Raw genomic sequence first — 12,283 nt, 5'->3', positions numbered from 1 at the left:
TTTCTTCACCCTTCCATTTCCGCAAGTTCTTTTTCTGTATAGGTTTGAATGATTTTAGACGTGAATAATATACCGTCTAAATGATCAATTTCGTGCAATAAGGCTCTTGCTAAAAATCCTTCTGCTTCTATTGTAAATGGTTTGCCTTTCTTATCAAAGGCTTTTACCTTCACATAGCTCGGTCTTTCTACTGTGCCATATAAAGATGGAAAGCTCAGGCAGCCTTCAATATCTGTTTGACTTCCTTTCACTTCAAGAACCTCGGGATTCACTAAATCAATTCTGCCAGGTTCCTCTCCGATATCGACAACAGCCATTCTTTGTGAAATGCCGATTTGTGGTGCTGCTAGTCCGACTCCATCTAGCTCAAGCATTGTATCATACATATCATCAAGCAGTTTTTTGAGCTTTTTATCGAACGTATCAACAGGCTCTGCCTTTTGTTCAAGTACTTCTGCCGGATGTATGACTATTGGTTTTACTGCCACTTAAAGCCCTCCGTTTTACATCATCATATATGGATTCATATCTATTGAAATCATCAATTGTTTTTGTTCCATTTCCTTTTGATAATGATCTTGTATTTTCCGTAGTAAACTTGCCAGTTCATTTTCCCTTTTGTATTTTATCACGCATTGATATCGATATCTATCTTTGATCTTAGCGATTGGTGATGCAGCCGGACCAAGGATTCTTGTATTCGGTGCACAGTTCATTTTTAGGAACTGGACAATTTGATCAGTGACATGCGCTGCCTTCGTCACTTCCTCGTGTGATACCGTCACCATTGCCAAATAGTAATACGGCGGATAGGACTGGTGGCGGCGATGCAGCATCTCCTGTTCATAAAAGGCTTCATAGTCATGCTGCTTCGTTAATTCAATACTATAGTGAGAAGGCGTATACGATTGAATGATCACAGAACCCGCTTTTTCATGACGTCCTGCCCTGCCGCTGACCTGCGTGAGAAGCTGAAATGTTTTTTCACTTGAACGAAAATCAGGAATATGAAGAGACGTATCCGCACTGAGAACACCAACAAGTGTGACATCTGGGAAATCTAGCCCTTTTGCTATCATTTGCGTCCCGAGCAAAATGTCCGCTTCTTTATTGCCAAAAGACGTGAGGAGCTTTTCGTGAGCACCTTTACGAGACGTTGTATCTACATCCATTCGGATCACTCTTGCCTCAGGCAGTACTTTTGTAAGCTCTTCTTCTACACGCTGCGTACCCGTCCCAAAATAGCGAATATGCTCACTATGGCATTCTGGACATTCAGCAGGCACCGGTGCTTCGTGCCCACAATAATGGCATTTCAGCCGTTTTTGATAGCGGTGATAGGTGAGAGAAATTTCGCAATGAGGACATTGCTCCACATATCCGCAATCACGGCACATCACAAAGGATGAATAGCCCCTTTTATTCAGAAATAAGACGGCTTGTTCTTTTCTTTCAAGCACTTCCTTTAATCTGAGCATTAATTCTTCTGAAAACATGGACCTGTTGCCATTTCTCAATTCTTCTCTCATATCAATTAACGAAACGTGCGGCAGCTGCTGCTGGTTGACGCGATGTTTAAGCGTCAGCAATGTAAACACGCCTTTTTTCGCACGCGCGTAGGTTTCAAGTGAAGGGGTTGCACTGCCTAAAACGACTGGGCATCGATGCCTTCTGGCTCGTTCAATGGCGACATCCTTGGCATGATAACGAGGCATTTCTTCTTGTTTATAAGAAGATTCATGCTCTTCATCTATGATAATCATGCCTAGATTTTCAAATGGAGCGAAAACAGCAGATCTCGCGCCCACGACAAGCTTGACTTCCTTGCGGTGGATTTTCCGCCATTCATCATATTTTTCCCCTGTCGATAAGCCGCTGTGAAGTACAGCCACATTTGAGCCGAACCGTTCTTTAAACCGCTGAACCATTTGAGGGGTTAACGAGATTTCAGGAACGAGGACGATCGCTTCTTTTCCTTTTTGAAGGGCATGATCAATCGTCTGCAAGTATATTTCCGTTTTACCGCTTCCTGTCACCCCGTGCAGCAGAAAGGTTTCATGCCGGTCATCACTGACTGCTTGATGAATATGTTTTGCCGCTTCTGCTTGTTCTGGCATGAGATCAAGTGAAGCAGATGGTGTAAACGCCCGGTCACGATAAGGATCACGATAGACCTCTTCATAGCTTTCTGTTAGCAGCCCTTCTTGAATAAAGGTTTTAAGCGTTTGAGAACTCGCGCCTGTTTGCTGCTGCAAGTCTTTCGCTAAAAAGGTCGTCTCACTCGCTTGAAGCAAAAAGGAGAGCAGTGCCTTTTGTTTCACCGCATTTTTCTTAAGCTGCTGTTGTTTTTCTTCAAGCTTATCTTTCGATACAGCTAGATGGAGCATGCGCACCTTTTTCTTTCCAGATTTTTGCGAGACGTGATACCTTACCTCTAGATGACCTTTTTGGACATGCTTTTGAATCTGTTTTAGTTGTTCGGCCGGGATGTCAGCGTAAAGGATGCTATCTCGCTGACCGAAAAGCTCTTTCAATGACTGCGGAAGTTCTTCATCTGACAGCACCTGAATTTCTTTTTCATACTTCGCCTTCATGGCTGCAGGCAGCATCGATTGAAGTGCCGTAATGTGATAGGACAATGTTTTTTCCGTCAGCCAGTGGGAAAGCTCCAATAGCTCATCTGTCAGAACAGGTGATAAATCAAATAAATCGACAATGTCCTTGATGTTTCCTGTCTTTATGTCTGTTTCGTCTTTGACTTTTGTCACAAACCCTTGAATCTTCCTTGGGCCAAAGGGAACGACCACCCTCATTCCCGCTTTGACGAGATCTTTGAATCGATCTGGTACACGGTAATCGAATGGCCGGTCAATGGCTTTCGTTGTGACATCCACGATGACTTCAGCAATCATGCTCGATCACGCTCTTTTGGCAACAGCTGTTTTGCCTCCTTTAAGATTTCAAAAGCGAGGTCTTTTTTGCTCATCATCGGCAGCTCTTTTGTTGTACCATCTGCTTTGATGATTGCTGCTACATTTGTGTCTGTGCCAAAGCCTGCACCTTCTTTTGTGACGTTGTTGGCCACAATCATATCTAAATGCTTGGATTCGATTTTCTTTTTCGCGTAATATTCTACATCCTGCGTTTCAGCTGCAAAACCGACAAGCACTTGATGCTCTTTTCTTTTCCCCAGCTCTTTTAAAATATCTTTTGTCCGGGTGAATTCAATCTCTAAGGCGCCGTCCTGTTTTTTCATTTTATGAGGATATGATGTCACAGGGGTATAGTCGGCGACCGCTGCTGATTTAATGACAAGGTCCGCTTCCTCGTACACATCTAATACGGCTTGATACATGTCCTCTGCCGATTCAACGTGCACCACATGTACATGGTCAGGTGCCGTTAAAGAAACAGGTCCTGAAATGAGCGTGACATCAGCCCCCATTTGCTGCGCAGCCTCTGCAATCGCATAGCCCATTTTTCCTGACGATCGATTTGTAAAGAAACGCACAGGATCGATGACTTCTCGTGTAGGACCTGCTGTCACCACGACTTTTTTACCTGAAAGCGGTAAGCTTTTTGGCTCTTCAAAAAATGCACGGATGTGCTCAACAATTTTTTCAGGCTCCTCTAACCGCCCTTTTCCAATGTAGCCGCAGGCTAAATAACCTTCACTCGGCTCAATAAACCGGTAGCCGTCCTCATATAATGTGCGAATGTTCCGCTTTACAGCCGGGTGATCATACATATGCACATTCATTGCTGGTGCGATCCATACAGGAGCGGTTGAAGCAAGTAAGGTCGTCGTGAGCATATCATCTGCAAGCCCTGCCGCCATTTTACCAATCGTATGTGCTGTTGCAGGGGCAACAAGAATGAGATCGGCCCAGTCAGCTACGTCAATATGCGCAATGACTTTTGGATTGTTTTCTTTAAATGTATCCACATACACCTCATGTCGAGACAGAGCTTGGAAGGTAAGCGGAGACACAAACTCACGGGCAGATTCCGTCATAATCACTCTTACATTTGCGCCCGCCTGTACGAGTTTACTAGTAAGAGCAGCTGCTTTATATACGGCGATTCCTCCGCTGACGCCGAGCAAAATATTTTTTGACTGTAACATTTGTTTGTCCCCCTTAACGGCCTTTTTCACAAATTCGTCTACAATTCAAAAAAGTCAAAACCAATCATAGTTTTGACTTTTTTGAACGTATCGTATCTGCATAGCAGAAGCGATGTGTTATTCTTGATCCTCTTTTTCAAATGTCAAAAGACCGGCATCGATTTCTTCCAGTGCTTTGCCTACGAATTTGTAAGACTTTGTATTTTCGATTTGCTGATCTTGGTGGATCTGCATTTCACGTGCACGGCGTGCAGACACTGTCACAAGTGTATATTTTGAATCAAGTTTGTTCATCAATGAGTCAATTGAAGGATCTAACATAGTTTATTCTACCCCCAGCATTTTTTTATATCTTGGTGCGACTCTGTCTCTGCGCAGGTGTTCTGCAAGGACGATCGCTTTGATTCTTTCACAAGCAAGCTCGACATCATCGTTTTCCACGACATAGTCGTAAGCATCCATCATTTCAATCTCTTCTTTTGCAGCAGCCATTCGATTGCGAATGAGCTCCTCAGACTCTGTACCACGTGTAATGATGCGGTTTTGAAGTTCCGAAAGACTAGGCGGTGCAAGGAAAATAAAAAGACCTTCTGGGAATGCTTCTCTTACTTGAAGTGCACCTTGCACTTCGATTTCAAGGAAAACATCTTTTCCTTCGCTTAATGTCTGTTCTACATAGTCAACAGGCGTGCCGTAGTAATTCCCGACATACTCTGCCCATTCTAACAGCTTTTTGTTTTCAATCATATGTTCAAATTCTTCCCTGGATTTAAAGAAATAATCGACACCATTTCTTTCACCTTCACGCGGTTTACGTGTCGTCACAGAAATAGAGTATTCAAATTTCGTATCTTCCTGGGAGAAAATGGCTTGTCTGACCGTTCCTTTTCCAACTCCCGAAGGTCCAGAGAGAACGATTAAAAGTCCTCTTTCTTTCATAATGGCGTATTACCCCTGCCCTTCATCTATGATTTCTTCTTTTACAGAAAGTCTTTGCGCGACAGTCTCAGGCTGAACGGCAGATAAGATGACATGGTCACTGTCCATAATGACAACAGCACGGGTTCTTCTTCCGTATGTAGCATCTATGAGCATGCCTCGATCTCTTGCGTCTTGTATCATTCGTTTAATCGGTGCTGATTCTGGACTGACGATCGAAATCATCCGATTCGCTGAAATGATGTTTCCAAATCCGATATTGATCAACTTTATGGTCATCTTCTAACGTCCCCCTGTAATATAAACGTCTCTAGTCTCGCCGAAAGAGACGTACTGTAAACAGCATACACAATGACTATTCTATATTTTGCACTTGTTCTTTTATTTTTTCAATAGCACTTTTCATTTCAACCACCAGCTTTGTTAAATGATGATGGTTCGCTTTTGAGCCAATGGTGTTCACTTCACGGTTGAGCTCCTGTACAAGAAAATCAAGTTTTCTGCCGGCAGCACCGCCTTGTATCAAGATTTGCCGGAATTGCTGAAAGTGACTTTTCAATCTCGTAATCTCTTCTGTAATGTCACAGCGGTCAGCAAAGATGGCAGCCTCTGTTGTCAATCTGCTTTCGTCAAGCGCCTCTCCGATCCATTCTTGCAATCGCTGATTGAGCCTGTCTTTATACTGAGTCACAACCTCTGGTGCAAAGACTTTGATTTCTTCTGTATAGGCCTCTAATTCAGAAAGCCTCAGCTCACAGTCTTTTTGAAGTGATGTCCCCTCCTGCTCTCTCATGAAGCAAAGCTCCTTGACAGCCGTTTCACAAGCATCCATCAGCAATTGCTCTAACTGCTCATTTCGGCTGGCCGACTCTTCTACTTGAACGGCATGCTCCAGCCCCAGTAAGTCATGTGCATGCTGAATGCCTGAAATGTGATAGCGCTTCTCGAGGTCTTTTGCGGCTTTCATGTATTCATCAAGCAGCGGCCAGTCGATCTGCAAGGACCGGCTTGCTAGTTTACCGCCTTCAATCGTGACAAACAGCTCAATTCTACCGCGCTGCACGTGACGAAGAATGATTTTTTTTAATGTGTCTTCGAAATATAAAAGCGGCCTCGGCAAACGGGCATGAACCTCTTTAAAACGGTGATTGACCGATTTTAGCTCAACTGACACTGTCAGTTCTCCATCCGTTTTACTCGCTTGGCCGAATCCCGTCATACTGCGTATCATGTCAAAACACCCAATTCTTTCATATTAATAAAATGAAAAAGGTAATAGCAGACACTATTACCTCAAAATTATACCATAACGAATTATTTTTTTCTTGTCAAAAGTGATCCTGCCAGTAAAAAAGTTGGCAGTGCAGACATACCGATGATCAGCAGCCAATCAATTGGTGCAATGGCCACCGTTTTGAAAATCGGCTGAAGCGGCGGATAATAAATGACCACAAACATAAGTAAAAGTGATGACAAAACCGCACCGATCAAGTAAAGATTCCCGAATGGATTGCGTTCAAAGATGGACCGTTCACTGCGGCAGTCAAATACATGAATGAGCTGCGCCAAAACAAGCGTACTAAATGCAACAGTCTGTGCATATTGCAGGTTGTTTGGATCGCGGTGATACACAAACATAAATGCTAAAAGGGTCGCAAGCCCGATGAGGAATCCTCTAGATACAACCTTCCAGCCGAGCCCTCTAGCAAAAATGCCCTCTTTCATGTTCCTCGGCTTTCGCTTCATGACATCGCCTTCTGGCTTATCCATGCCAAGTGCCATCGCTGGAAGACCATCTGTGACAAGGTTGACCCATAAAATTTGAATAGGAACGAGAGGAAGCGGAAGTGCTAGGAGCATCGCGAACAGCATAACCAAAATTTCTCCCACATTGGATGCCAGCAAATACCGGACAAACTTCCGAATGTTTTCATAAATATTCCGGCCTTCTTTAATGGCGGATTTAATGGTCGCAAAGTTGTCATCAAGTAAAATAAGAGAAGATGCTTCTTTGGCTACGTCTGTTCCAGTGATGCCCATGGAGATGCCGATATCTGCTTGCTTAATCGCAGGCGCATCATTGACCCCGTCACCTGTCATCGCCACAATATGTCCATTTTTTTGATAGGCCTTCACAATTCTCAGCTTATGTTCAGGTGATACCCGTGCAAAGACGTATACATTTTCAGCCGTTTGCTCAAGCTCTTTGTCACTCATCTGATCCAGCGCTTTTCCGTCGAGCACCTTTCCTTGCTTTGGTAAAAGGCTCAAGTCTTTGGCAATCGCTTTGGCTGTTTCCACGTGATCCCCTGTAATCATGACTGTTTTTATACCAGCATCCCTGCACTCTTTAATCGCTCGTCTGACTTCAGGACGAGGTGGATCGATCATGCCCTCTAACCCGATAAATGTCAAATCGGTTTCAGCCTGCTGGACAGAGTTGATTTTTTCTGTCAGACCGACTTTTTTATACGCAATGGCAATCGTTCTCAGCGCTTGTCTTGCTAAGCCTTGAATCGCAGCCTCTGTTTCTTGCCTGTGAGTGGTTGAAAAAGAAGCTGTGCGGCCGCCGTGCATGATATGACTTGAACGGTTCATCAGGACATCCGGCGCACCTTTTGCAATGACATACCGCTCTTTTTGATTCGTTTCGACGACGACTGACATCATCTTTCTTTCTGAATCAAAAGGAAACTCCTCTACAACGTGAAATCCGGCTTCGATGAATTGCTCAGTAAACCCTGCTTTACGTGCTGCTGTGAGAAGCGCCCCCTCTGTCGGATCACCATCAAGCCTCATTTCGCCGTCTTTTTCAACGATGGTTGATGTATTACAAAGCGCCCCGTATAATAACACCTTTTGCAGACTTGGATGTTTGTCTACATGGACAAGTTCTCCGTTTAAGGTGAAATCACCAGATGACTCATAGCCCGTACCAGAAATATTCCACGTTTTGCCCTCTGCCCATACATGTGTCACAGTCATTTTATTTTGCGTCATTGTCCCTGTTTTATCTGAGCAAATGATCGAAGCGCAGCCAAGTGTTTCCACCGCCGGGAGCTTTCTGACAATCGATTTTTGTTTGATCATCCGCTGCACTCCTAAGGAAAGTGCGACGGTGACAATCGCCGGCAGCCCTTCAGGAATGGCAGCAACCGCAAGAGATACTCCCGCCAGGAACATATGATACAAATCATGTCCTTGCACAACGCCAAGAACAACAACGAGAACCGTTAAAAATAAAGCAGCAACAATTAGGATTTTCCCCAGCTGTTCGAGACGTCTTTGCAGCGGTGTTTCCATATTCCCTGCTGCATCCAGCATGCCGGCAATTTGTCCCATCGCTGTATTCATCCCTGTACCAATGACAACGCCCACGCCGCTTCCTCTAGTGACAAGCGTCCCCATAAAGGCCATGTTCGTCAAATCTCCAAGCGAGACATGGTCTCGTGAAAGCGGACTTGCGTGTTTGACCGCAGGGATGGACTCGCCAGTGAGAGCGGACTCTTCAATTTCTAAACTTTTGGTTTCTAGTAATCTAATGTCTGCCCCAATCCGGTCTCCACTCGAAAATTTCACAATATCCCCTGGCACGAGATGTTTAGACGGGATCTTGACCCATTCATTATTTCTCCTAGCATACACATGCGGGGTTGATAATTCCTTTAGCGCTTGAAGAGATTTTTCCGCGCGGCGTTCTTGATAAAAGCCGAGCACTCCATTAATCAGAACAATCGCTACAATTGCTACAGCATCAATGTATTCGCCTAAAAAAGCAGAAATGATCGTTGCCGCAAGCAAAATTAACACCATAAAATCTTTAAATTGCGCTAAAAAAATGATCAGAGCCGACGCCTTTTTCCCTTCCTGCAATTCATTTGGCCCGTGTTTTTCAAGCCGTTTTTGTACATCTTTTTCTGACAGTCCGTCACCTATCGATGTATTCATTGTTTTTAATAAATCGGTTTGGTTCAGTTCATGCCAATTCATTTGACCTCGTCCACTCCTCTTTTGTTCTCTCTCATATGCAGTGTTCTATAAGCCAGTTTATTCAGACTCGTCCTAAATCATGCTATAATAATAAGACTGCCTAAAGAACGAGAAACGGAAGGTTCTTTCAGTAGATTTGTGTGAAAGAAGAGGGTGTATCCAACATGTCATTTGACGGCATTTTTACATATGGTATGACAAATGAATTGCAAGAGACATTAACTGGCGGAAGAATTTCAAAAATTCATCAGCCATATAAGCACGAGCTGATTTTTCATATCCGGGCAAACGGAAAAAATCATAAGCTCCTTTTATCCGCTCATCCGAGCTACGCTAGAATTCAGCTCACAGAGCATCAATATGACAATCCAAGCGAACCTCCAATGTTTTGTATGCTCCTCAGAAAGCATCTTGAGGGCGGATTCATTGAACGTTTTGAACAGATTGGATTTGACCGGGTGATTGTACTTCATGTACGAAGCCGCAATGAAATTGGCGACGAACAGACTCGAAAGCTCTACATTGAAATCATGGGAAGGCATAGTAATTTGATTCTTGTAGAAGATGACACGCAGCAGATCATCGATGGCCTAAAGCATCTTTCTCCATCTGTGAACAGCTATCGAACGGTACTTCCTGGTCACGAATACCTTCTGCCGCCTGCACAGCAAAAATTGAATCCGTTTGAAGTGACGAAGAATGATATTTTAAAGCATTTACGCTTTCAAGAAGGAAAGATCGCAAATCAAATTGTCGATACATTCTCTGGGGTTTCTCCGCTGTTTGCAAAGGAAGCTGTACACAGGGCCGGTCTTGTCAATCAGGAAACGATTCCAAATACACTGCTCGACATGTTCCAGCTTATTCGCATGCACTCCTTTACCCCGCAGCTCACAAGAAAAGACGGGAAAGAATATTTCTATTTATTAGAACTTCAGCATGTCCATGGCGAGATGAAGACATTCGACTCTCTCAGCCAGCTGCTTGACCGCTTTTATTTCGGAAAAGCTGAGAGAGACAGAGTTAAACAGCAGGCGTCTGACCTTGAACGGTTTGTCGTAAATGAAAAAAAGAAAAATGAAAACAAGCTCAAAAAACTGAAAAGAACTCTTGAAGAATCTCAACATGCACATAAATATCAGCTCTATGGCGAATTGTTAACAGCCAATTTATATGCCATCAAAAAAGGGGATAAAGAAGCGACTGTCATCAATTATTACGATGAAGATGGCGGAGAGATCACGATCCCGCTCAAAACAAACAAAACCCCTTCTGAAAATGCGCAAGGGTATTTCACAAAATATCAAAAGGCAAAAAATGCAGTAGAAGCGGTCAATGAACAAATTGAGCGGACGCATGAAGAGATTGCTTATTTTGAAGAGTTGATTCAGCAGCTATCCTCTGCCTCACCGAAGGATTTAGAGGAAATGAGAGAAGAACTTGTTGAAGGAAAATATTTACGCGCCAAACAAAAGCGCAACGCCAAAAAGAAAAAACAGGCGGCCATTCAGCTTGAAACGTATGAATCGTCTCAAGGTATTCCGATTTTAGTCGGAAAAAACAACAAACAAAACGAGTATTTAACCACAAAGGCTGCTGCCCGTGACGACATTTGGCTGCACACGAAGGATATTCCTGGATCACATGTCGTCATCCGTCATCAAGCACCTGATGAAGAGACGCTGCGTGAAGCGGCTCAAATCGCTGCCTACTTCTCGAAAGCAAAGGAGTCGAGCTCCGTTCCTGTCGATTATACGAAAATCCGGCATGTGAAAAAACCAAATGGAGCAAAGCCGGGATTTGTGACGTATGATCAGCAGCAAACATTATTTGTCACGCCTGACGAAGATGTGGTCCTAAAGCTGCGAAAATAATAAAAGCCGATAAAATCCCTTAAAGAGATTTTATCGGCTTTTTCTTTGTTGTTTTTTTCTTTCGATATAAAGAGCGTCAAGTGCATCTACATCCTCTTGTTCTAGCAACGCCTCAATTTCCGCAGCCAGTTGTTTTGTCCGGGCTGGGCTCGCACCGCTTGTAGAGACTGAAATCGTCACTTTCCCTGCTTTGACCACCTTTGGCACGATCACATTGCCAAGCTCTGATTGGCTCACACAGTTCACTAGCTGGTGAGGCCGGGCTGTTTGTGCAATCCATTCATTTACCGCTGGATCGTTTGTAGCAGCTACAATGAAAAATGCACCCTCTAAATCTTCCACGTCCACTTTCTTTTCCTTCCAATTCAGGTTGTATGTATCAATGAGACGTGCCATCTCTTTAGAAATGTCAGGACTCACGACGATTATATGGCAAGGCTCCATGCATAGCGCCTCTGCCCTTCTTGCGGCTATTCGTCCACCGCCGGCGATGAGCACTTGTTGATCGGTTAAATCAAGATGGACTGGAAGCATGGCTTTCTCCTTGGAAATGAAACGCATCGTCTTTGTTTAAAATGGTTTCTTGCACGCGTTCAATATAAGCCGCTTTTACATGCGGATGAAAGCCAATATACCGGCATACCCGGACATCTTTCAGCCTCTTTCTCGCCTGAGCCGCTTCATTTTCAATCTCTTTCATTAAAATACCCGTAAACAACAAGTAAGGAACGAGATAAACAGGCGCATCATCATCTGCTGTTAATTGCGCAAGAACATCTCGGTAATTTGGCTCACATGCCGTAATAAAACATGGCAAGACCTCTGCGAGAGGGAGCAGGCGCCGGACATCGTCCGCAATGCCAAACACATCCCGCTTCACATCGGGGTCAGAGCTTCCGCGGCCAATTAAAAGAATCCGTGCTTTCCCGCCTTGATATCCTGCCTCTTCAATTCTTGCAGCAACCGCTTTTGTCACTTCTTGATTGACCCCGATTGGTTTTCCGTATGTGACCTTCACTTGCGGATATCGCTTTTGTACTTTCTCAATCTCGACTGGAATATCTGATTTGGCATGCATGGCAGTTAAAAGGAGGAGCGGGACGATCGCAATGTGTGTAGCTCCTTTTTTCACACAGGCTTCAAATCCTTCTTCTATAGAAGGGGCTGTCAGTTCTAAAAAACAAATTTCTTGTATATCTGCTTCTACTAACGGCATACAGCTTTTCATAAAAGAAATGGCTTTATCTTGTGCTTCTTTTACTCTGCTTCCATGCCCAACATAAAGTACAGCTTGTTTCATGTGGCTCCTCCCTCTACTTGTTTTGATCAGACGAAAAGACACGATCGATGTACG

11 protein-coding genes are annotated in these 12,283 nt (G+C 44.0%); 1 reads left to right on the top strand and 10 read right to left on the bottom strand.

Annotated elements, in window-relative coordinates:
- Positions 1–5: 5 nt before the first annotated feature.
- The 8 genes from def to C6Y06_RS08440 all read right to left on the bottom strand — a co-directional run bounded on the left by def (position 6) and on the right by C6Y06_RS08440 (position 9,055).
- On the bottom strand, positions 6–488 hold the full coding sequence (def, locus tag C6Y06_RS08475; RefSeq protein WP_034662448.1) for a peptide deformylase: 483 nt from the start codon (positions 486–488) through the stop codon (positions 6–8).
- A gap of 15 nt (positions 489–503) precedes the next feature.
- Positions 504–2,912 (bottom strand): primosomal protein N', encoded by a 2,409-nt coding sequence (gene priA, locus C6Y06_RS08470; RefSeq protein WP_060596220.1) that lies wholly within the window; start codon positions 2,910–2,912, stop codon positions 504–506.
- On the bottom strand, positions 2,909–4,126 hold the full coding sequence (coaBC, locus tag C6Y06_RS08465) for a bifunctional phosphopantothenoylcysteine decarboxylase/phosphopantothenate--cysteine ligase CoaBC (protein WP_060596219.1): 1,218 nt from the start codon (positions 4,124–4,126) through the stop codon (positions 2,909–2,911). Before coaBC ends, priA begins: the two co-directional genes overlap by 4 nt.
- A 117-nt stretch (positions 4,127–4,243) precedes the next feature.
- Positions 4,244–4,447 (bottom strand): DNA-directed RNA polymerase subunit omega, encoded by a 204-nt coding sequence (gene rpoZ, locus C6Y06_RS08460; protein ID WP_003211647.1) that lies wholly within the window; start codon positions 4,445–4,447, stop codon positions 4,244–4,246.
- Positions 4,448–4,450: 3 nt separating this feature from the next.
- Complete coding sequence (gene gmk / locus C6Y06_RS08455; protein ID WP_003212381.1) at positions 4,451–5,065, bottom strand: guanylate kinase; 615 nt, start codon at positions 5,063–5,065, stop codon at positions 4,451–4,453.
- A 9-nt stretch (positions 5,066–5,074) separates the two neighbouring features.
- Complete coding sequence (remA, locus tag C6Y06_RS08450; RefSeq protein ID WP_008344898.1) at positions 5,075–5,344, bottom strand: extracellular matrix/biofilm regulator RemA; 270 nt, start codon at positions 5,342–5,344, stop codon at positions 5,075–5,077.
- Positions 5,345–5,420: 76 nt separating this feature from the next.
- Entirely contained in the window at positions 5,421–6,296 is an 876-nt protein-coding gene (locus C6Y06_RS08445; protein WP_106036783.1) for a YicC/YloC family endoribonuclease, read from the bottom strand.
- An 83-nt stretch (positions 6,297–6,379) separates the two neighbouring features.
- A complete protein-coding gene (locus C6Y06_RS08440; RefSeq protein ID WP_106036782.1) occupies positions 6,380–9,055 on the bottom strand; it encodes a calcium-translocating P-type ATPase, SERCA-type in 2,676 nt (891 codons plus the stop codon).
- 164 nt (positions 9,056–9,219) lie between these two features.
- Between C6Y06_RS08440 and C6Y06_RS08435 the strand changes: the two genes are divergently transcribed.
- Positions 9,220–10,929, top strand: a complete 1,710-nt coding sequence (locus C6Y06_RS08435) for an Rqc2 family fibronectin-binding protein (RefSeq protein WP_060596217.1) — start codon at positions 9,220–9,222, stop codon at positions 10,927–10,929.
- Positions 10,930–10,959: 30 nt separating this feature from the next.
- Here C6Y06_RS08435 and C6Y06_RS08430 read toward each other — a convergent pair whose 3' ends face one another.
- Both C6Y06_RS08430 and C6Y06_RS08425 read right to left on the bottom strand, forming a co-directional pair.
- Entirely contained in the window at positions 10,960–11,463 is a 504-nt protein-coding gene (locus C6Y06_RS08430) for a precorrin-2 dehydrogenase/sirohydrochlorin ferrochelatase family protein (protein WP_106036781.1), read from the bottom strand.
- Positions 11,444–12,229, bottom strand: a complete 786-nt coding sequence (locus C6Y06_RS08425) for a sirohydrochlorin chelatase (RefSeq protein WP_106030823.1) — start codon at positions 12,227–12,229, stop codon at positions 11,444–11,446. Before C6Y06_RS08425 ends, C6Y06_RS08430 begins: the two co-directional genes overlap by 20 nt.
- Positions 12,230–12,283: the final 54 nt, after the last annotated feature.

The sequence above is a fragment of the Bacillus sp. MZGC1 genome (genome assembly GCF_002998605.1).
GTDB lineage: Bacteria > Bacillota > Bacilli > Bacillales > Bacillaceae > Bacillus.
This window is presented reverse-complemented; position numbering and strand designations above follow the sequence as displayed.

Bases quoted from the DNA above. Each gene is read 5' to 3' on its own strand.
- priA (WP_060596220.1), bottom strand. From the start codon at position 2,912: ATGATTGCTGAAGTCATCGTGGATGTCACAACGAAAGCCATTGACCGG.
- coaBC (WP_060596219.1), bottom strand. From the start codon at position 4,126: ATGTTACAGTCAAAAAATATTTTGCTCGGCGTCAGCGGAGGAATCGCC.
- rpoZ (WP_003211647.1), bottom strand. From the start codon at position 4,447: ATGTTAGATCCTTCAATTGACTCATTGATGAACAAACTTGATTCAAAA.
- gmk (WP_003212381.1), bottom strand. From the start codon at position 5,065: ATGAAAGAAAGAGGACTTTTAATCGTTCTCTCTGGACCTTCGGGAGTT.
- remA (WP_008344898.1), bottom strand. From the start codon at position 5,344: ATGACCATAAAGTTGATCAATATCGGATTTGGAAACATCATTTCAGCG.
- C6Y06_RS08445 (WP_106036783.1), bottom strand. From the start codon at position 6,296: ATGATACGCAGTATGACGGGATTCGGCCAAGCGAGTAAAACGGATGGA.
- C6Y06_RS08440 (WP_106036782.1), bottom strand. From the start codon at position 9,055: ATGAATTGGCATGAACTGAACCAAACCGATTTATTAAAAACAATGAAT.
- C6Y06_RS08435 (WP_060596217.1), top strand. From the start codon at position 9,220: ATGTCATTTGACGGCATTTTTACATATGGTATGACAAATGAATTGCAA.
- C6Y06_RS08430 (WP_106036781.1), bottom strand. From the start codon at position 11,463: ATGCTTCCAGTCCATCTTGATTTAACCGATCAACAAGTGCTCATCGCC.
- C6Y06_RS08425 (WP_106030823.1), bottom strand. From the start codon at position 12,229: ATGAAACAAGCTGTACTTTATGTTGGGCATGGAAGCAGAGTAAAAGAA.